Below are 19889 nucleotides of genomic sequence, written 5' to 3'. Positions count from 1 at the left end.
TCAGACAGCGGAATATTCGGCCTGGCGGATCCGCAGCAGGCTGACGAAGCCGGTGTCCGGATCCGTCCACGAACCGTATTCAAGCGTACCGCGCACTTCGATCGTCTGGCGCGGCTGCACGAAGGTCTGCTTTTCGCCGAGATAGACGACGACGATATTGTCCGGCCAGTCCGCATCCGAGGAGCAGAAGGGGCAGAGCGACATCGGCACTTCGGTGAGCACGAAGAACTGGGCCTCGGCCTTCAATGGCGGTGCCATGAAACCTTTCATGCTGATCCCTTTGCCGGCAAGGCGCTTCACCTTGTCGGAGAATTCGAGGCCGAGCACGCTGAACTTGCCGTAAAGCTCATCGAACGCGAGCGAAGGCTCGGCAGCGCGAACGAGGGAGGCGGTGAAGGGAAGCACCATGGCGGCGCCGATCAGCCGACGGCGGCTGAGATGCAACGAAGAAACTGTTTCCATGGTGACCTCCAAGAAGCAAATCCCGGCCGCTGAACGGCCGGGACCACGATCGATGAAAAGAGGGCAAGGCCGGCAGCGGCCTAGCCGGATCAGTTGGTCTGCTTGGCGCCGAGGGCGAAGGTATCCGCGAGCACGCGATAGACGTCGCTCTGTTCCAGGTAGCCGTGGAAGCCTTCAGCGCCCGGACCAGCCGACTGCAGAACCACGTCGTCGACCGCATGGACGCCGCTCTCGCTGCTTTTGGGAAGATTGCCCTGAACGAAGACTGAGCCTGGAACATCCTTATACTGCTCGTTGGCGACGTATTCCTTCTTCTCGTTCTGGACGGCCGGAACGAAAGGGCCGTCGAGCTTCGGACGGAAGGTCTCGTAGTGGTCAGGGCCGTTGTTGGCGCTGAGAAACAGTCGGCGGCTGACGTCGATCTTATCGGGATAGCCGTCGCCGTTTTCGTCCTTGTAGTTCGGGAAGCCGGCTTCGGCATAGGTCCCGACCTTTTCGCGCATTTCCATGCCTGGCTTTTCATCATCGACGGTACCGATGATCGATACGCCATGCGTGTGGTCGCCGGTGACGACGATCAGCGTGTCTGGATGCGCCTTCTGGAATTCGCGGGCAACGCCGATCGCCTGGTCGAATTCGATGGTGTCAACGACGGCGCGATCCCAATCGAGCGGATGGGACATCTTGTCGATCGAGGAGCCTTCGACCATCAGGAAGAAACCATCAGGATTCTTGGAGAGGCGGTCGAGCGCAACCTTGGTCATGTCGACGAGACCCGGCTGGTTCGGGAACTTGTCGACCGTGCCCTTCTTCAGGAACTCGCGATCAAGCGTGACGTCCATATTGCCGGTGTGGAACAGGCCAAGGAGATTGCCTTCAGCCGATGCATTGGCTGCGAGCTCGTTCTTGTCGGTCGCTAGCTTGTAGCCGGCATCCTGGAAAAGCTTGATGTAATCTTGATTGTCCTTGCGCTTGGAACCGGGAACTTCTTTGCCGAGGAAATAGGCCGAGCCGCCGCCAAGCAGGACTTCCGGCTTGACGTCCAGCAGCATGCCGACGACGTCGGCCTTGTCGCCGCGGTTGCGGGTGTGGGCCACGACGGCAGCCGGCGTAGCGTCTTCGACTTCGGATGTCGCAACGATGCCGATAGACTTTTTCGTTGTGCGGCGAACGGCTTCGCCGAAAGTTTCGACGCGCGGATCATCGAGCGAGGACGGCGTACGATCAGCGTAAACGCCGATCGCGTTGACGGCCGTCTTGTGGCCGGTCATGAAGGCCGACATGGTGTTGGCCGAGTCCGTGGCAACGGCATTCGTCGCCGACGTGCCGATGAAAGCCATGCGATCGAGATCGTCCATGTTCAGGCGGCCATTCGCCTTACCTTCAGTCATGCCCTTGGACATGATGCGGGCAGCGGTGCGATGCGCTACGGAAAGCCCGTCGCCGAGCAGGAAGATGATGTTCTTCGCCTTCGGCTGGGTCGCGGTTTCGTAAACGCTCCAGATGACGGACTTCGTTTGGTCGCCGGCCGCAACTTCGATCTTGTAGTCGCCCGGCGCGGAAATCTTCAGGCCGCGCAGCAGGATAGCGGAGCCGAGAGCCTTGTCGTCCTTGCCTTTTTCCAGCTCGATAAACTGCGCTTCGCCGCCGAGAACGGCCTTGTAGTCCTGGCCGTTGACCGTGATCTTCACGTCTTCGGGCTTGACCTGCTTATTGAGCTCGACCTTGAAATCGAACGGCGAACCGGCAAGGATCGTCGCGCGATCAAGCGGATAGACCGTCGTCGCCTGAGCGGCGCCCGCAAGGATGGTGGTGGCCGCAAAGGCGGCGAGAAACGTACGCATGGAAAACCCCCGTTTTCGTTGCAGACATTAACAACCGGGCCGGGATACCTCCCGAGGATGACAGCGGCATGACAAAACGTCGCAGCATTGCGGCCGCCGCTTTCGCCTGCGGGCTCTGAGCGCAAAAACCTTGACTCCTGTGGAAAACCTTCTAAGAGCAACAGCGGAAAAGGAATCTCCATGGTTCGCGACGAACACGCCATTGCTGATCGCAGTGACCGGGCACGAGTTGCCGGGGTGGATATTGCCGTTCCGGTTTCTTCCAAAACCAAGGCCAAAACGACGACGAAAACCGTCTGACGTCTCTGGCCTGCCGCTCTCTCCCCGGCTCGGCTGGGGACAGGAAGACGCGATTAATCGCGCCTTTCCCCTCACCGGACAAGAGGAGAGAAGAGAAAGAGAGCTTGAGAAATGGGTTTCAAAGTAGCAGTTGCGGGAGCGACCGGAAATGTTGGCCGGGAGATGCTCAACATCCTCTCAGAGCGTGGCTTCCCCGCCGATGAGGTCGTGGCACTCGCCTCCTCGCGTTCGCAGGGCACCGAGGTTTCCTTCGGTGACCGGACGCTGAAGGTTTCCAATCTGGAGAATTACGATTTCTCCGATACCGACATCTGCCTGATGTCGGCCGGCGGCGAGATTTCCAAGAAGTTCTCCCCGAAGATCGGCCAGCAAGGCTGCATTGTCATCGACAATTCCTCGGCCTGGCGCTACGACGCCGACGTGCCGCTGATCGTGCCGGAAGTGAACCCGGATGCCATCAGCCTGTTCACCAAGCGCAACATCATCGCCAATCCGAACTGCTCGACCGCCCAGCTGGTGGTCGCGCTGAAGCCGCTGCATGACTTCGCCAAGATCAAGCGTGTCGTCATCTCGACCTACCAGTCGGTCTCCGGCGCCGGCAAGGACGGCATGGACGAGCTCTTCAATCAGACGCGCGCCGTCTTCGTCGCCGATCCGATCGAGAACAAGAAGTTCACCAAGCGTATCGCCTTCAATGTCATCCCTCACATCGACGTCTTCATGGAGGACGGCTACACCAAGGAAGAGTGGAAGGTGCTGGCCGAGACGAAGAAGATGCTCGACCCGAAGATCAAGGTGACCTGCACGGCGGTGCGCGTGCCGGTTTTCATCGGTCATTCGGAATCGGTCAACATCGAATTCGAAAACGAGATTACTGCCGACCAGGCCCGCGACATCCTGCGCGATGCACCGGGCTGCCTCGTCATCGACAAGCGCGAGGACGGCGGCTACATCACGCCATATGAATCCGCCGGCGAGGATGCGACCTACATCTCGCGCATCCGCGAGGATGCGACGGTCGAAAACGGCCTCAACATCTGGGTGGTCTCCGACAATCTGCGCAAGGGCGCTGCGTTGAACGCCATCCAGATCGCCGAGCTGCTCGTCAATCGTGGTCTCGTCAAGCCGCGCAAGCAGGCCGCCTGATACCATTTGTAAACCATAATATGCTAAAGCCCTGCTGATGATGAAGGCAGGGCTTTTTGCCGAATTGTGGACGCTTCTGTCCATAAGCGCTTGCTGAAAAAGGTGGCCGTGACAAGATCGCCCTCGGCTGGCATTCTGCCCGGCATCAAGCCAAAGCATGCCGTCCAAAACCGTGCAGCGGTTCGGGACAGCGACATGAACAGAACGAAGACTTTGAGCGCGTCGCATGGCCCTGATCGGCCGCGGCGCGCTTCAGTAGATCGGAAGCGGGGTTTCTCATGCGCATGACAACATTCTTTCTGGCGGCGTTTACGGCGGCCGGCGTCCTCCAGGCGCTGCCGGCAGCGGCCCAGGGCGCTCAATGCGGCAATAATAGCAGCGGTTTCGGTGCATGGGTCGCCGACTTCAAGCAGGAAGCAGCAGCTAACGGCGTCAGCCGCTCGGTCCTCGACCGCGCCTTCGCCAACGTCAATTACAACAAGCCGACGATCGCCGCCGACCGCGGCCAGAAGAGCTTCAAACTCTCCTTCGACGCGTTCATGCAGAAGCGCGGCGGTGCCACGGTCATCTCCCGCGGCCGCAGCATGAAGGCCGCCAATCAGGCACTCTTTGCCTCGATCGAGCGCCGTTTCGGCGTTCCGGCCGGCCCGCTGATCGCGATCTGGGGCATGGAGACCGGTTTCGGCAGCTATATGGGCAACCAGCACACATTGTCGGCTGTTTCGACCCTCGCCTATGACTGCCGTCGCTCGGAATATTTCACCGACCAGCTCTATGCCGCGCTCCAACTTGTCTCAGAGGGTTATCTGAGCCCGCAGGCAAAGGGTGCTGCCCATGGTGAAATCGGTCAGACGCAGTTTCTGCCGCGCAATGTCGTGCGCTTCGGCGCTGATGGCGACGGCGACGGCCGCGTCGACATGGTGGGTTCCCGCGCCGATGCCCTGGCATCGACGGCGAATTTCCTCAAGGGCCACGGCTGGCGCGCCGGCGCCGGCTACCAGCCTGGAGAGCCTAATTTCGTCGCCATCCAGGGCTGGAACGCCGCCAGCGTCTACCAGCAGGCGATTGCCTATATCGGTCAGCAGATCGACGGCAGATAGTTCTTTAGGGCGGATAAGCCTTCATCGACACCAATACCCGAAACGCCGCTGCGACATGCGGCGTTTTTCATTTGCGTGGAATCAAAGCCGCCGCCGGGCAATCGCCGCGGTGATCAAAACGTCGGTCGTGCGTGACCAATTGACGGCGAGCTTAACAACAATCCTTAAGAAAGTGATAAACCGGCATGTCCCTAGATTTCGGGACGAATGAAGTCGCGTGTCTCGGCGTCCATGACCCAGAGTTCACCGGTCGAAATGTCGAACCAGGCGCCGTGGAGATGAAGGCTTCCCGCTTCCTCGAGAGCCTTGATGTCGGGGAAGCTTCTGAGATTGTTGATCGAATTGCGGATGGAGACACGCTCAAGCGCCGTCTGCCGCTCGGCGGTCGTCATCACGTCGTTGCTCTGGATCTGCTCGGCGGCAGGTTTGACCAGCGACATCCAGCGGCCGATGAAGTCACCGGGCGACAATGGCTCGGCATTCGGATCGAGTGCTGAGCGGATGCCGCCGCAGCGGCCATGGCCCATCACGACGATATCCGAGACCTTCAGCACCTGCACGGCAAATTCGAGTGCGGCCGAGGTCGAATGAAAATGGCCATCCGGCTCGTAGGGCGGCACCATGTTGGCGACGTTGCGGATGACGAAGAGCTCGCCCGGACCGGCATCGAAAATCAGCTCCGGCGCCGCGCGAGAATCCGAACAGGCAATGACAAGCGTATGGGGATTCTGACCGTTTTCGGCGAGCTGCCGATACCTGTCGCGGGCGTCGGCATAACGCCCGTTCATGAAGTTGCGATAGCCGTCCAGAAGAGGGTTTGGAAAACGCTGCATACTTCTGGATTAGCGCGCGCGGACGACAAGATCAACTGCTGCACCGCAAAATGAACATATTGGCAAATGCGTCATTTTTTCCGCCGCTGCGCCGGGTGCACGAGCCGGCGCATCTGCACCATGGCCATCGGCGTCGAAAGGCTGGAAGCATCGCTTGCCAGCATCAACTCGCTGCTCCCGCGCTTGACGGCACGCGCAAGCACCTCGAAGACGCTGGCGGTGGCAAGCTGCAGCGCCTTTTCGTCCTCGAGCCCGGAAAGCAGGCGCGACAGGAAGACGGCGGCGATGAGGTCGCCGAGACCATTCGGCGGGTTTTCGACGACGCGGTGCTCGGCAAGAAGCGCGTGACGGCCGGAAAGATAGAGATTGCCGGTACCGCCCGCCATCATCGGCACGGCTGAAGTGACGAGCATGCGCGATGGTCCGAGCGCGAGCGCCGCCTCCATGATCGCGCTGTTGTCTTCGAGGGCCGCCCCCGAAAGCCATGCGAGTTCGTACCGGTTCGGCGTCGCGAGCGAGGCGAGCGGAATGAGATGGTCGCGAATGGCCTCTGCGGTCGCTTCCGGCACGTAAAGGCCGCCGAGATCGCCCATGACGGGATCGCAGACATAAAGCAGTTCGGGATTGTTTTGCCTGAGTGCATCGATCAGTCGGGCGACGGAGCGCGCCTGGGCGGCATTGCCGAAATAGCCCGAAAGCACCGCCTTGACTTCGCCGATCCAGGGCGCGCGGATCAGATCGTCGATCGCCGCGTCGAAATCCGCTTCTGCGAAAGTCAGCCGTGTCGAGCGGCCGTGGCCGGGATGCCAGGGCAGCACGATGGTCGGCAGGGCCCAGACCGGATGACCGAGCGTCTCCAGCGCAAAGACGGCTGCCCGGTTTCCGACCGATCCGCGCACCACATGGCTGGAGATGACGATGACTGCGCCCGCTGCATTTTCCGACATGATATCCAAGATCCGATGATGACCGCATTTGATGATCTTTTTGACGCGACGCTGTCAACCATTCTTCATGCGAGCGTGGAAATGTTCGTCGCAACGAAAAACCGGAAGACCGGACTTTCCCTTTCGTTTGGCGATGAAAGGGGAAAATCTCTTAAAATTTCTCATTTCCAGCGCCAAAAAGCGTCAAAACAATCCTTCGGACCTCTCTTTTAGAGATTTTTTCGAAGAATCTTCTGCTAGCTTGCGAAAAACCAGACATTGAGGGAGGCGATCCATGGCTGCCAGAAACAATCCGAAACGGGAAAAGCAGATCGCAAGCGCGCGCAAGATCGCCAAGGCGACGGGTGAGGCGCATCTCGATCCGGAAATTCTCTTCGGCCGGGCAAGCAATGACGATCTCGAACTCTATACACCCGGAATGCTGGCACTCTCCGCCGTGCATTCGGCAAAGGAACTCGACGCCTGGAACGGCAAGGCGCCCCGCGTCAGCATCGACACCATTGCCGATGTGGCGCCTGATGGCATTGCGGTCTCGGTGCTGTCAGTCACCGACCAGAACATGCCTTTTCTGTTTGAATCGGTCATGGGCGAAGTGACGAGCACCTATCGCGACCTCTTCATGGCCGTGCATCCCATCCTGGTCATGGAAAAGGGCGAGGCGCCGGCGCTTTATTCCGCCGATCACCCAAGCGATCCGGCCAACCGCGTCAGCCATATCCAGCTTCATGTTGCGCCGCTCAATTCCGCCCAGGCGGCCGATCTCGTCAAACGCATCGAAAAAGTGCTCGAACAGGTCCGCCTCTCGGTGTCCGACTGGAAGCCGATGCTTTCTAAGATCGACGGAGTGATCGCCGAGCTTGCGGCCAATGGCGCCAGCCGGACGAAGGCCGATCGCGACGAAGCCGTCGCTTTCCTGACCTGGCTGCGCGATGAGAATTTCACGTTCCTCGGCATGCGGGAATATGTCTATTCCGGCAAGGGGACCGATGCCAAGGTCGAACGCGACAAGGGTGCAGGCCTCGGTATTCTTTCCAATCCCGATGTTCTGGTGCTGCGCACCGGCAAGGACGCCGTCACGACAACGCCTGAGATCCTTGCCTTCCTCGACGGCCCCGACTTCCTGATTGTCACCAAGGCGAATGTGAAATCGATCGTCCATCGCCGGGCCTATATGGATTATGTCGGCGTCAAGCGCTTCGACGCTGAGGGCAACGTCACCGGCGAACTGCGCATCGTGGGCCTTTTCACCTCGACGGCCTATACGTCGCTCGCCTCCGAAATCCCGCTGCTGCGTTCCAAGATCGAGAAGGTGAAGGAACATTTCGGCTTCGACCCGATGAGCCATTCCGGCCGCATGCTCGACAACACGCTGGAATCCTATCCGCGCGACGACCTTTTCCAGATCGACACGACGCTGCTTGCAAGTTTTGCCGAGCAGATCAACGACCTGGCCGATCGGCCGCGCGTGCGCGTCCTGCCGCGCATCGACCATTTCGACCGCTTCGTCTCGGTGATCGTCTACGTGCCGCGCGAGGAATATGACTCGATCGTCCGCGAACGGATCGGCACTTATCTGAAGACTGTCTATGACGGCCGTGTCTCTGCCTATTACCCGGCTTTCCCGGAAGGGGGCGTGGCGCGCGTACATTTCATCATCGGCCGCTCCGGCGGTAAGACGCCACGCATTCCGCAGGCAAAGCTCGAGCAGGTGATCCGCGAGATCACCGCCCGCTGGGACGACCGTTTCGAGGCGCTGGCCGGAGCCAAGGCGCCGAAGATATCGGTCGACCAAGCCTTCCAGGATTCCTTCACTCCGGAGGAAACCGTGGCCGACCTCGCCGATATCGGCGCCTGCGCCGCCGGCGAGCCGCTTCGCATCCAGTTCTACCATCGTCAGGAAGAACAGGGCCGCGTCCTTTCCCTGAAGATCTTTCACGCCGGCGGCCAGCTGGCGCTATCGCGCCGCGTGCCGCTTCTCGAGAATCTCGGCTTCAATGTCGTCAGCGAACGCACCTTCGACATCGGGGTGCCGGCCGCCGATGGAGAAACCAAACTCGTCGTGCTGCACGATATGGAACTCGAGGCCCGCAATGGCGGAGAGATCGATCTGCAGCGTTACGGCGCCGCCCTCGAGGAAGCCTTCGTCGCCGCCTTCGCCGGCACGATCGACAATGACAGCTTCAACCGGCTGATCCTTTCAGCCGGTCTTTCCGCGCGCGAGACGAACGTTCTGCGCGCCTATGCGCGTTATCTCCGCCAGGCCGGCATCGCCTATTCGCAGGATTATATCGCGACGACCCTCGACAAATATCCTGGTGTCGCCGCTGCTATCTTTCGTCTCTTCCATGACACGCTCGACACCGCGCTTTCGGAAAAGGCTCGCGTCAAGAAGCTTGCCGAACTGCACCGGGCGATCGAAGCCGAGCTTGCCGACGTGCCGAGCCTCGACGACGACCGTATCCTGCGCCGCTACGTCAATGTCGTCGATGCGACGCTGCGCACCAATTATTTCCAGAAGAACCCGGATGGCTCGCCGAAGCCGATGCTGGCCTTCAAGCTCGATCCGCATCTGGTGGACGGGCTGCCACAGCCAAAACCCTTCCGCGAGATTTTCGTCTACGGCGTCGAAGTAGAAGGCGTGCACCTGCGCTTCGGCAAGGTGGCGCGCGGCGGCCTGCGCTGGTCGGATCGCGCCGAGGATTACCGCACCGAAGTGCTCGGCCTCGTCAAGGCCCAGCAGGTCAAGAACGCGGTGATCGTGCCGGTCGGCGCCAAGGGCGGTTTCTATCCGAAGAAGCTTCCCGTCGGCGGCAGCCGCGACGAGATCTTCAATGCCGGTCGCGAGGCTTACAAGACCTATATCCGAACGCTGCTTTCGATCACCGACAATATATCGGGCGCCGATATCGTGCCGCCGAAGGATACGGTCAGGCTCGATGGCGATGACCCCTATTTCGTCGTCGCCGCCGACAAGGGCACCGCGACTTTCTCCGACACCGCCAATGCACTGGCACAGGAAGCCGGCTTCTGGCTAGACGATGCCTTTGCCTCCGGCGGCTCGGCCGGTTACGACCATAAGAAGATGGGCATCACTGCCCGCGGCGCCTGGGAAACCGTGAAACGCCATTTCCGGGAAATGGACATCGATATCCAGACGACGCCCTTCACTGTCGCCGGCGTCGGCGACATGTCGGGCGACGTCTTCGGCAACGGCATGCTGCTCTCTCCCAAGATCCGGCTCATTGCCGCCTTCGATCACCGCGACATCATCATCGATCCCGACCCCGATATGGAAAAGACGCTTGCCGAACGCCAACGGCTCTTCGACCTGCCGCGTTCAAGCTGGCAGGATTTCGACAGAAACGTGCTGTCGAAGGGTGCGATGATCATTTCCCGCGCAGCGAAATCGGTCACGCTGACGCCGGAAGCGGTTGCTGCGATCGGCATCGACAAGGCCGTGGCGACGCCCTTCGAGATCATGATGGCGATCCTGAAGAGCCCGGTCGACCTGCTCTGGTTCGGCGGCATCGGCACCTATGTGAAAGCGCCGTCCGAAACCGACACCGAAGTCGGCGACCGCGCCAACGACCCGATCCGCATCACCGCGATGGAGGTGCGCGCCAAGGTGATCGGCGAGGGCGCAAACCTCGGCGTTACCCAGAAAGGCCGCATCGCCTACGGACTGAAGGGCGGGCGCTGCAATTCCGACGCCATCGACAACTCGGCCGGCGTCAACACATCGGACGTCGAGGTCAATATCAAGATCGCGCTGGCAGCCGCCATGCATGACGGACGCCTGACGCGCGCAAAACGCGACCAGCTTCTTTCCTCGATGACGGGCGAGGTAGCGACCCTGGTGCTGCGCAACAACTACCTGCAGTCGCTGGCGATCTCCCTGACGGAACGCAAGGGCACTGCAAACGGTCTGCAGCTTGGCCGCTTCATGAGCGTGCTCGAGGGCGCCGGCCAGCTGAACCGCAAGGTCGAGACGTTGCCGGACGACCAGACGCTGGCCGAACGCTATACGGCCGGCAAGCCGCTGACGCGGCCGGAAATCGGCGTGCTGGTGTCTTATGCCAAGATCGTGCTCTTCGATGCGCTGGCCGCAAGCGACCTGCCTGACGATCCCTATTTCATCGCAACGCTTTTGAATTATTTCCCCGTGAAGATGCAGAAGTCGAATGCCGGCGATATCGCCAGCCACCGCCTGAAGCGCGAGATCGTCGCGACCGTGCTTGCCAACGAAGCGATCAACCGCGGCGGGCCGAGCTTCATCGTCGCCATGATGGACGCGACGGCGGCTTCGGCTCCGGAAGTGGTGCGCGCCGCAATCGTTGCCCGCGACGGTTTCGATCTGACCCGGCTCTGGGCTGAAACGGACGCCCTGGACGGCAAGGTTTCCGGTGATATGCAGAACCGCATCTACGAAGAGATCAGTCATAGCTTTACCGTTCTGACGCGCCTGCTCTTGAAGACCGGGATGACCAAGTCGGATATGGCAGAAGTGATTAGCCGGCTGCAGGCTGCTCTGAAGAAGCTGAAGCCTGCCTTCGCCGAACAGGCGGGCAGCGATGTTGCAGCCCGCCAGGCGGAATACAGTCAGGCGGGCGTGCCCGAAAAACTTGGCGCCGAGATCGCCGGCCTCCAGGGCTTCGCGCTGGTGCCTGAGATCATGCAGATCGCCGAGCGCACCGGCGAGCCCCTGGTGCGCGCCGCCGAAAACTACTTCGCGGTGTCGCAGACCTTCCGTATCGGCAGATTGCTGGCGGCGGGCGGGCGGATCCTCACTTCAGACCATTATGAGAATCTGGCGCTTGCCCGCAGCATCGATCAGATCGCCAGCGCAAGACGCGACATCGTCATCTCGGCTCTTTCCGATCACGGCAGGGAAAAGCTTCCCGTTCAAGCCTGGCATGCCCAGGATCGCATCCGCATCAACCGTATCCTCGAGGAGCTTTCAAGCCTCAGCGACGGCGGCGATCCCAATCTCGCGCGTATTACCGTTGCTGCAGGTATCCTGACCGATCTTGCGCGCGACCGGGCGAGGTGAGACAGTCCGCGTCAAAACAAGGAGCGGATGTTGAATCGCATTGACTGGACAGGAACGCAGCCGCCGAAGGCCACCGAGAAAGGCATCTGGGGGTGGATGTTCTTCGACTGGGCAGCACAGCCCTTCTTTACCGTGGTCACAACCTTCATCTTCGGACCCTATTTCGTTTCCCGCCTGACCGATGACCCGGTTTCCGCCCAGACGACGTGGAGCAACATGGCGACGATCTCCTCGGTGATCATCGCCCTGCTCTCACCCGTCCTCGGCTCGATCGCCGACCAGTCCGGCGCACGCAAACCCTGGATCGGCTTCTTCGCGATCATCAAGATCGCCAGCCTCTTCTGCCTGTGGTTCGCCGCCCCCGGTTCGCCTGTTATCTATCCCGTCATTTTCATGATCCTCGCCTCGATCTCGGCCGAGTTTTCGATCGTCTTCAACGATTCGATGATGCCGCGCCTGGTCGGCAAGCACGAGGTCGGCAAGCTCTCCAACACCGCCTGGGGGCTCGGTTATCTCGGCGGCATCATCGTGCTCATTGCCGTCGTGACGCTTTTGGCGGCGAACCCCGAGACCGGCAAGACGATCCTCGGCCTCGATCCGCTATTCGGTCTCGATCCTCAGACCGGCCAGGATGCACGTATCACCGGGCCGATCTCGGCCGTCTGGTATCTGATCTTCATCCTGCCGATGTTCTTCTTCACGCCGGATGTCGGCAGGGGTCTTCCCTTCGGCACCGCCGTCCGCTCCGGCTTGCGGGAACTCAGAAACACGCTTAGCGAACTCCGGGAGCGCCGCGGCATCCTGACATTCCTCATCGCCCGCATGATCTATCAGGACGGCGTCAACGGCCTGCTGATCCTTGGCGGTATCTTCGCGGCCGGCATGTTTGGCTGGGCAACGATCGAGATCGGTATCTACGGCATCATCCTGAATGTTGTCGCGATCTTCGGCTGCCTGATCGCCGGCCGCGTCGACAAGGGCGTCGGTTCGAAGGTGACCGTCGTCATCAGCCTCACCATGCTGCTTCTCGCCACCATCGGCATCATCTCGACAGGACCGGGTTACACCCTGTTCGGACTGATGCCGCTGCCGACGGCCGATTCCGGCGGCCTTTTCGGCACTGCGGCGGAAAAGGCCTATATCCTCTATGGTCTGCTGGTCGGGCTCGCCTTCGGGCCGGTGCAGGCCTCGTCACGCTCCTATCTTGCCCGCAGCGTCAGTCCGGAAGAAGCCGGCCGCTACTTCGGCATCTACGCGCTTTCGGGCCGCGCCACGAGTTTCATGGCGACGCTGCTCTTCTCGCTGGTGACCTATATGAGCGGATCACCGCGGCTCGGGATGGCAACGCTGATCCTGTTTCTTGCCGGCGGACTGGTGCTCTTGTTCCGTACATCCTATCCGGCCGATCGGGCATAGCAATCAGCTCTGCCCTGGCCGACGGCGGCGTATAATCACTCAGTGCCGGAAATGGCGCATGCCGGTAAAGACCATTGCAATGCCGTGTTCATTGGCGGCATCGATAACTTCCTGGTCGCGCATCGAGCCGCCCGGCTGGATAACCGCCGTCGCCCCTGCCGCGATCATCGACAAAAGACCGTCGGCAAAAGGCAGGAAGGCTTCGGAGGCGACCGCTGACCCGTGCGTCATCGGCGCTGCAAGGCCAAGCGCCTTGGCGGCCTCTTCGGCCTTCAGCGCGGCGATGCGGGCGGAATCGACCCGGCTCATTTGGCCTGCGCCGATACCGGCGGTCTGGCCGTCCTTGGCATAGACCACGGCATTCGATTTCACATGTTTGCCAACCTTGAAGGCGAACTTCATGTCATCAAGTTCCCGTGCCGTCGGCGCGCGCTTGGTGACGACCTTGAGTTCCAGATCCTCGACCATGCCGTTGTCGCGGCTCTGGACCAGCAGGCCGCCGGAAACGGTCTTTGCCGTCAGGCCCGCGGCACGCGGATCAGGCAGTCCGCCGGCGGACAGCAGCCGCAGGTTCGGTTTGCGGGCGACGATCGCCTTTGCCTCCTGCGTGACATCGGGCGCGATGATCACTTCGGTGAAGAGCTTGACGATCTCCTCGGCCGTTTCGGCATCCAGCGTCCGGTTGAGCGCGATAATGCCGCCGAAGGCGGAAACGGAATCGCAAGCGAGCGCCCGCCGATAGGCCTCGACCAGGCTGGATCCGGTGGCGACGCCGCAGGGATTGGCGTGCTTGATGATCGCGCAGGCCGGCGCCTTTTCAGGCAGGAACTCGGCGACCAGTTCGTAGGCGGCATCCGTATCGTTGATGTTGTTGTAGGAGAGCTGCTTGCCCTGGAGAAGAGCGGCCGTCGAAACACCCGGACGCTTCTCGCCGGTCACATAGAAGGCGGCCTTCTGATGCGGGTTTTCGCCGTAGCGCATCTCTTCCTTCAGCGCGCCGCCGATGACCCGGTGGCGCGGCGTGTCGATCGACAGTGCCTCGGCGAACCAATTGGAGATCATTGCATCATAGGCGGCGGTGCGGGCATAGGCCTTGGCGGCCATCCGCTGGCGGAAGGCATAGGCGGTCCTGCCGTTCTCTGCGGAAAGCTGCTCCAGCAGTTCGGCATAATCGGCCGGATCGGTCAGGGTCGTCACATAGGCATGGTTCTTGGCCGATGCGCGGATCATCGCCGGACCGCCGATGTCGATATTCTCGACGGTCGTCGGATAGTCGCCGCCGGCCGCGCGCACCTCCTCGAAGGGGTAGAGATTAATGACGGCAAGGTCGATGCCCTCGATGCCATGTGTTTTCATCGCATCCCGGTGTTCGCCGTCGTCACGGATCGCCAGCAGTCCGCCATGCACCATTGGGTGCAACGTCTTGACGCGTCCGTCCATGATCTCGGGAAAACCGGTGATTTCGGAGACATCGGTGACGGCAAGACCGGCAGCAGTGATCGCTTTATAGGTACCACCGGTCGAGAGCAGGCGCACACCTCTGGCAGACAAGGCGTGGGCGAGTTCGACGATCCCGGTCTTGTCGAAGACGGAGATGAGCGCGGTCTTGATTTCGACCATGTCGGGGGCGGGGATCTTTTTGGAAATGACGGCCATGAAACCTTCTCCGTTCGGGCTTCGGGAGGACATCCGCAAGGGATGTTCGCATGCTGGCGCCGCGTTAGCACAGCTTTGCCGCCGCGCAAACAGGCGTCAGAGCAGATGTCGAAAAGCACGAGCCATTTTTGGATAGCATCATACCCTACTTCCTTGCAGTGGATGCGATCCCAATCTTCGGCCACTCGGCCTAAAATCATCCGCCTCTAAAGCATGTCGCGCAAAAGTGTGCAGCGGTTTTGCGACAACGACATGCGTAAAAACAAAGACCTAAAGCGCAACAAGCGAATCTGAGAGATCGCGACGCGCTTTAGCTTTTACGAGATAGGAACCAGCGGATTTCTGTCTTCTCGGCAAGATCGAAGTCGATTTCGATCTGGTCCGAACCGCAGATGCCGGAGCTGTCGGCAAAGAAAATGTCCTCGGCGATCAGCACTTCATTGCCGGGCGCCGAAAACAGCCAGCTTTCACCGTCCGGCGCCGTCAGCAGCACGGACTCTCCGTCACTCTGATGTAGGACGATCGAGGGATGGATATGAAAACGGGCGACGGCCTTCAGGGGCTCGTCATGCTCATATCCTTCGTGGACGACGAGCCGGTCGCGGCCTGTCACGATCGAGCCTGCAGCATTGAGCGTCAGCTCACGCTCGTGCAGCACCCCGAACACCCTGAGATAACCGTCATGGCTGAGCTTGATGCCGTCGCGTCCGTCCTCGGTTTCGGCACGCTCGACAGTGATTGTTCTCACCGGTTCGGTGATCGCGTGACTAAGGAAGGGCGAGGGCGAAAAACGGCTGGACGAGGTGTCGTTGAGGATAACGGTCGAATGCGCCGCCGTCGTGCGCGCCATCTGGACATAGCGGTGCCCGGCAAATTTCGGCGAACCGGAATTGACGATGAAGCGATGACGTCCGGACGACATCTCGAAGGAGAGGCTGCCGGCATGCGCGGTCCGAAGCGCGCCTCCCGAAGGCGGCGTGCCCGTATCTGCAATGATCACCGTCTTGCCCCCCGAAAGCCGCTGATAACGCGAATGCGGCAAAGCCTTGAACGGCTGACCGGCAGTCTCGTCATATCGCAGCACGGACATCAGCTCGTTGGCGAGCGTCGAGGTCGCTCCGTTGAAGAGCGCCAGGTCTCCGTCCTGATGGCGAAAAAACCGCAGTGCCGGATAGATGCGGTCTATGCCGGAGATCAGCTTCTGCGGCAGGTCATGGCCGAGATTGACATAGGTCTGCCTGAGCGGCAGCAGATCGAGCAGCAATTCCAACCCGACGCGCGGATTGCGCGACACATGGCCGCCATCCGGTAGAATTTGGCTATCGAATTCGCGGTCGAGCGCTTGTGCCGCCCTTCTCAGCGTAGAGGCGCGCGCCGGCATGGCGACGGAGGCCATAGCGAGCGCGATGCGCAGCCGAAACAGCTCCAAGCCGCCGAGAGTAGACGGCGCCATGCGGTGCAGGAACCTCACCTGGAACGCCAGCGACTTCATGAAGCGGCGATAGAAGCCGCGGTCGGCATTCTGCAGCACCACCGGCGAATGCGACAGCCAGGCGATGACGCGTTGGGCGGTGACGTCGGTCTCCCAGGCAATCCCCTCCATGCGACCGGCATGGATGGAAAGCCAGCTGTCGACGATCGCGCGGGCGGCAGCCGAACTGCGCTCCGTCTTGCTCGCCCGCATATGCCGCAGCCAGCCGAAGCTGTGAAGACGGATCGCGAAGGGGCGCGAGGGCAGGGTGAAGGTGAAGGGCGACTTCTCGTTGGTTTCCAGCATGCGCCCGGCCAGGAGAAACCGTCCGTTGAGGATCTCGTCGGCCACATGCGGATCAATGCTGCGGAGATCGGTCGGCGCGACGATCAGACGCTCGGGCACCTTGATCGAATGACGAAAGAGCTTCAGGCGCAGCAATGCGACGCGGCGCAAGGCGCGCCGCCAAGCCTCCCGAACATACATGCTCGCAAAACGCCGACCGGACTGCATATTCTATTGTCTATTGACCCTCATGGTTAAGAATAGGTGAAAAGTGGCCGATTTCATCGTCCGCAATGAATTAATTTGTGACAAGGTTCGAATATACGCACATTAACGCGTTTCACCTGACATCATGTTGGCGGTTTTGGAGAGCGGCAACGAGGCTATGAAACACCCCGTATAGCCCAGGCTCACCCGCCAGCGCTCAAGCCTTGCAAATCAGGCCACGCGCCGCAGCACGGCCGCATAGAAGCCGTCGAGGCCGGAGGCAATGCCTTCAGGCATTTTCGCCATTGTGGGAAGCGTGCGGAATTCGCCGAGCGGCGTGATCGCTGCCTCAAGGCCGGGCCAGTCCCCGGCGCCGATCGGAACGCGCTCGACCGCATCCGTATCGGAAAGTACACGGGCGACGACTTCCTCACCCTCGACAGGATCGAGCGAACAATTCGAAAAAACCAGCGTGCCGCCCGGCTTCAGCAATGTCAGCGCATGCCGCAGCAGCCTTTCCTGCAGCGCCGCCAGCCTGGCGATATCCTCGGGCCCCTTGGTCCACAACACGTCAGGGTGCCGGCGTGTCGTGCCGGTAGAAGAGCAGGGAGCATCGAGCAGAATCGCATCGAAACGCTCCGCCGGCTCGAATGTCGTCAGATCTGCCGCAATCGTCTCCGCCTCGAGGCCGAGCCGGTCGAGATTCGACCGCAGCCGTCTCAGCCGATTTTCCGACTGGTCGAGTGCGGTGACTACGCCGCCGGCAAGGATGAGCTGCGCCGTCTTGCCGCCAGGCGCGGCACAGAGATCGGCGGTGCGTTTGCCCGAGAGATCACCGAAAAGCTTCGCCGGGATGCTTGCCGCCGCATCCTGGACCCACCACGCGCCCTCGTCGAAGCCTTCGACCGAAGGGATGCTGCCGGCGAAAGCGGCGAGCCGCACGCCGCCGGTCGGCAGGACGACGCCGTTCAACCGCTTCGCCCAGCCTTCGGGGTCGGACTTGACGGTCAGATCGATTGCGGCCGGCTCGAGCTGGGATTCCGAAATCGCCAGCGCCGCGTCCCGGCCATAGGCCTTTTCCAGCCTGGCGATGAACCAGGCCGGCATCGGCGCGACCTTGCCGATCTCATCGAGCACCTGCTCCTTCTCGCGGCCGAGCCGGCGGAGGATGGCATTGACCAGCTTGGCGAAACGGCGATTGCGCGGATCCTGATTGGCCTGCTCGACGGAGAGATCGACAGCCGAATGATCCGGCACGTCGAGATAGAGGATCTGCGCCGCGCCGATTGCGAGCACGTGATGCAGCGCCCTTGCGCCCTCCGGCAGCGGTGATTCCAACAACCCGGCAATTGCGGCATCGACACGCGGCAAATGGCGCAGCGTCGTGTTCAGGATGGCACGAACGAGTGCCCGGTCGCTTTCGCCGAGCGCCCTATAGGCCGGATTGCCGTGTTCATGATCGAGAGCGCCGTCGAGCGGCAGCTTGCGATCAACGACGGCAGCAAGAATTTTTGCCGCCGCAGCGCGGGCCTGCAGGCCAGGCTTATCAGGCGCGGAGCGCTCAGTGGAAAGCTTATGCCTGCGGAATGGCTTCTTCGTGCCGTCTGAATTCAAGACCACGGACCTTTTGGCGGTTGCGAACCACCGCGACCAAGACCCGTATCCGGAACAGAGCGCGATTTGCGCGACGGATTAGCAGCACGAGCAGGCTGCGTCGAGACATTCATGCGGTTTTGCGCCATGTCCTGCAGCGCGGCGATGCGGTTTTCCGTGTCCGGATGCGTGGAAAACAGATTGTCCATGCGCTCGCCGGAGAGCGGATTGATGATGAACATATGTGCCGTCGCCGGGTTGCGCTCGGCATCCGCGTTCGGCACGTGGGCAGCACCACGCGCGATCTTGCCGAGCGCCGAAGCGAGCCAGAGCGGATTGCCGCAGAGTTCGGCGCCGCGGCGGTCGGCCGAATATTCGCGCGTCCGGCTGATCGCCATCTGCACCAGCATGGCGGCGAGCGGCGCCACGATCATCGCGACGAGGACGCCGACGAAGCCGAGCGGATTGTTGTTGTTCTCACGGTTGCCGCCGAAGAAAAAGGCGAAGTTGCCGAGCATCGAGATCGCGCCGGCAAGTGTTGCCGTGATCGTCATCGTCAGCGTGTCGCGGTTCTGGATGTGGGCGAGTTCATGCGCCATGACGCCTGCGACTTCCTCTGGAGACAAGGCGCTGAGCAGGCCGGTCGAGGCGGCGACGGCGGCATTATCGGGATTGCGGCCGGTGGCGAAGGCATTTGGCTGCGGACTGTCGTAGAGATAGACCTTCGGCATCGGCAGGCCGGCATTGCGGGCGAGATCGCGCACGATCCGGAAGAATTCCGGCGCATTGCGCTCGTCGACCTCCTGCGCGCGATAGGCTGAAAGCACCATGCGGTCGGAATTCCAGTAGGAGAAGAAATTCATGCCGGCGGCAATGACCAACGCGATCATCATGCCGGCCCGACCACCGATCAGGAAGCCGACAAACATGAAAAGCGCCGTCATGAAGGCAAGCAACATGGCAGTGCGAACGAGGTTCATTGCGGATCTCCATCTCCGATTTCGGCGTCACAAGCTTTCAATCCCGGCACCGGCGCATTATGATTGGTTATTCACCAGCCATTTTCAATATTTTCCGGCAGGAGACGGCCATGCAGGGCGCCGATAACGACAATAGCGAAACGCCGGCGGCCGAGGGAACGGAGCCGCCGCGCAAGATACTGTCCCCGGCTGCCAGACGCGCCCTTGCCGAAGCCGAAGAGCGGCGAAAGAAACAGAAACCGCTGGAGTTGCCACCTGAGATCGGCGGCCGCGGCGGAGCCGAACCGGCGCGCTTCGGCGATTACGAGATCAATGGCCGAGCGATCGATTTCTAAGTCAATATTCCTATTGGTTTCGTGGCCGTGATCCGGCTAGAGCGGGATTGTTTTAGGTCTGTTCATATCCGGCTTCCCTGAAGTAGTTTTGGCACTCTTTCGGCGAGACGGTTTGAAGGGTGGCTGCCAGCGCGTCATCGACAGCCTGTCGGGTTCGGGCCTGCGCCTTACGCAGCTCGTGCTTGATCTTGGCAAAGAGCTTTTCGATCGGATTGAGATCGGGAGAGTATTGCGGCAGGAAGAACAATCGGGCGCCGGCCTTGC

16 protein-coding genes are annotated in these 19889 nt (G+C 61.1%); 7 read left to right on the top strand and 9 right to left on the bottom strand.

Translation table 11 applies throughout. The features are described from left to right. Together HFO99_RS00080 and HFO99_RS00075 are read right to left on the bottom strand one after the other, a co-directional pair. Positions 1-462 carry a hypothetical protein gene (locus HFO99_RS00080; protein ID WP_222358267.1) on the bottom strand — a complete coding sequence of 154 codons (462 nt, stop codon included), beginning with the start codon at positions 460-462 and terminating at the stop codon, positions 1-3. A gap of 89 nt (positions 463-551) precedes the next feature. Beyond that, complete coding sequence (locus HFO99_RS00075; RefSeq protein WP_222358263.1) at positions 552-2306, bottom strand: alkaline phosphatase; 1755 nt, start codon at positions 2304-2306, stop codon at positions 552-554. Between the two features lie 87 nt (positions 2307-2393). Between HFO99_RS00075 and HFO99_RS33775 the strand changes: the two genes are divergently transcribed. The 3 genes from HFO99_RS33775 to HFO99_RS00060 all read left to right on the top strand — a co-directional run bounded on the left by HFO99_RS33775 (position 2394) and on the right by HFO99_RS00060 (position 4852). Then, entirely contained in the window at positions 2394-2606 is a 213-nt protein-coding gene (locus tag HFO99_RS33775; RefSeq protein ID WP_164049114.1) for a hypothetical protein, read from the top strand. A 111-nt stretch (positions 2607-2717) separates the two neighbouring features. Next, positions 2718-3752, top strand: a complete 1035-nt coding sequence (locus HFO99_RS00065) for an aspartate-semialdehyde dehydrogenase (RefSeq protein ID WP_222308608.1) — start codon at positions 2718-2720, stop codon at positions 3750-3752. A 278-nt stretch (positions 3753-4030) separates the two neighbouring features. Further along, complete coding sequence (locus HFO99_RS00060) at positions 4031-4852, top strand: lytic transglycosylase domain-containing protein (RefSeq protein ID WP_222308600.1); 822 nt, start codon at positions 4031-4033, stop codon at positions 4850-4852. 191 nt (positions 4853-5043) lie between these two features. On the opposite strand, the gene HFO99_RS00055 is transcribed toward HFO99_RS00060, so the two are convergent. Both HFO99_RS00055 and pdxY read right to left on the bottom strand, forming a co-directional pair. Further along, positions 5044-5685: a carbonic anhydrase gene (locus HFO99_RS00055; protein WP_018071906.1), complete on the bottom strand. Its 642-nt coding sequence runs from the start codon at positions 5683-5685 to the stop codon at positions 5044-5046. Positions 5686-5756: 71 nt separating this feature from the next. Continuing rightward, on the bottom strand, positions 5757-6632 hold the full coding sequence (pdxY, locus tag HFO99_RS00050; RefSeq protein ID WP_222308598.1) for a pyridoxal kinase PdxY: 876 nt from the start codon (positions 6630-6632) through the stop codon (positions 5757-5759). Positions 6633-6650: 18 nt separating this feature from the next. On the opposite strand from pdxY, the gene HFO99_RS00045 reads away from it, so the two are divergent. From HFO99_RS00045 to HFO99_RS00035, 3 genes are all read left to right on the top strand, one after another. Then, the gene (locus HFO99_RS00045; protein ID WP_261322932.1) at positions 6651-6845 is read left to right on the top strand and encodes a hypothetical protein; all 195 of its coding nucleotides are present in this window, start codon (positions 6651-6653) and stop codon (positions 6843-6845) included. Between the two features lie 61 nt (positions 6846-6906). Next, positions 6907-11682: an NAD-glutamate dehydrogenase gene (locus HFO99_RS00040; RefSeq protein WP_222358260.1), complete on the top strand. Its 4776-nt coding sequence runs from the start codon at positions 6907-6909 to the stop codon at positions 11680-11682. 27 nt (positions 11683-11709) lie between these two features. Next, complete coding sequence (locus HFO99_RS00035) at positions 11710-13098, top strand: MFS transporter (protein ID WP_222358255.1); 1389 nt, start codon at positions 11710-11712, stop codon at positions 13096-13098. Positions 13099-13137: 39 nt separating this feature from the next. Here HFO99_RS00035 and purH read toward each other — a convergent pair whose 3' ends face one another. The 4 genes from purH to htpX all read right to left on the bottom strand — a co-directional run bounded on the left by purH (position 13138) and on the right by htpX (position 19290). After that, positions 13138-14754 (bottom strand): bifunctional phosphoribosylaminoimidazolecarboxamide formyltransferase/IMP cyclohydrolase, encoded by a 1617-nt coding sequence (gene purH, locus HFO99_RS00030; RefSeq protein WP_222358251.1) that lies wholly within the window; start codon positions 14752-14754, stop codon positions 13138-13140. A gap of 310 nt (positions 14755-15064) precedes the next feature. Next, positions 15065-16738 carry a heparinase II/III family protein gene (locus HFO99_RS00025; RefSeq protein ID WP_222358250.1) on the bottom strand — a complete coding sequence of 558 codons (1674 nt, stop codon included), beginning with the start codon at positions 16736-16738 and terminating at the stop codon, positions 15065-15067. 210 nt (positions 16739-16948) lie between these two features. Beyond that, positions 16949-18337, bottom strand: a complete 1389-nt coding sequence (locus HFO99_RS00020) for an RsmB/NOP family class I SAM-dependent RNA methyltransferase (protein WP_222358247.1) — start codon at positions 18335-18337, stop codon at positions 16949-16951. Continuing rightward, positions 18328-19290 (bottom strand): zinc metalloprotease HtpX, encoded by a 963-nt coding sequence (htpX, locus tag HFO99_RS00015; protein ID WP_222358244.1) that lies wholly within the window; start codon positions 19288-19290, stop codon positions 18328-18330. Before htpX ends, HFO99_RS00020 begins: the two co-directional genes overlap by 10 nt. Before the next feature lie 110 nt (positions 19291-19400). Here htpX and HFO99_RS00010 point away from each other — a divergent pair, with 110 nt between their 5' ends. Further along, positions 19401-19625 carry a DUF1674 domain-containing protein gene (locus HFO99_RS00010; protein ID WP_222358241.1) on the top strand — a complete coding sequence of 75 codons (225 nt, stop codon included), beginning with the start codon at positions 19401-19403 and terminating at the stop codon, positions 19623-19625. A 52-nt stretch (positions 19626-19677) separates the two neighbouring features. On the opposite strand, the gene HFO99_RS00005 is transcribed toward HFO99_RS00010, so the two are convergent. Beyond that, a partial coding sequence (locus HFO99_RS00005) for a transposase (RefSeq protein WP_222358238.1) occupies positions 19678-19889 on the bottom strand: 212 nt, incomplete at its 5' end.

The organism is Rhizobium leguminosarum, from assembly GCF_019798305.1.
Lineage (GTDB): Bacteria > Pseudomonadota > Alphaproteobacteria > Rhizobiales > Rhizobiaceae > Rhizobium > Rhizobium leguminosarum_U.
The sequence above is the reverse complement of the archived record's forward strand: the minus strand, read 5'-3'. Positions and strand labels throughout refer to the sequence as shown.

Excerpts from the sequence above, each read along its gene's own strand:
- HFO99_RS00075 (WP_222358263.1), bottom strand. The coding sequence starts at position 2,306 with ATGCGTACGTTTCTCGCCGCCTTTGCGGCCACCACCATCCTTGCGGGC.
- pdxY (WP_222308598.1), bottom strand. The coding sequence starts at position 6,632 with ATGTCGGAAAATGCAGCGGGCGCAGTCATCGTCATCTCCAGCCATGTG.
- HFO99_RS00045 (WP_261322932.1), top strand. The coding sequence starts at position 6,651 with ATGACCGCATTTGATGATCTTTTTGACGCGACGCTGTCAACCATTCTT.
- htpX (WP_222358244.1), bottom strand. The coding sequence starts at position 19,290 with ATGAACCTCGTTCGCACTGCCATGTTGCTTGCCTTCATGACGGCGCTT.
- purH (WP_222358251.1), bottom strand. The coding sequence starts at position 14,754 with ATGGCCGTCATTTCCAAAAAGATCCCCGCCCCCGACATGGTCGAAATC.
- HFO99_RS00060 (WP_222308600.1), top strand. The coding sequence starts at position 4,031 with ATGCGCATGACAACATTCTTTCTGGCGGCGTTTACGGCGGCCGGCGTC.
- HFO99_RS00035 (WP_222358255.1), top strand. The coding sequence starts at position 11,710 with ATGTTGAATCGCATTGACTGGACAGGAACGCAGCCGCCGAAGGCCACC.
- HFO99_RS00080 (WP_222358267.1), bottom strand. The coding sequence starts at position 462 with ATGGAAACAGTTTCTTCGTTGCATCTCAGCCGCCGTCGGCTGATCGGC.
- HFO99_RS00040 (WP_222358260.1), top strand. The coding sequence starts at position 6,907 with ATGGCTGCCAGAAACAATCCGAAACGGGAAAAGCAGATCGCAAGCGCG.
- HFO99_RS00065 (WP_222308608.1), top strand. The coding sequence starts at position 2,718 with ATGGGTTTCAAAGTAGCAGTTGCGGGAGCGACCGGAAATGTTGGCCGG.
- HFO99_RS00025 (WP_222358250.1), bottom strand. The coding sequence starts at position 16,738 with ATGCAGTCCGGTCGGCGTTTTGCGAGCATGTATGTTCGGGAGGCTTGG.
- HFO99_RS00055 (WP_018071906.1), bottom strand. The coding sequence starts at position 5,685 with ATGCAGCGTTTTCCAAACCCTCTTCTGGACGGCTATCGCAACTTCATG.
- HFO99_RS00010 (WP_222358241.1), top strand. The coding sequence starts at position 19,401 with ATGCAGGGCGCCGATAACGACAATAGCGAAACGCCGGCGGCCGAGGGA.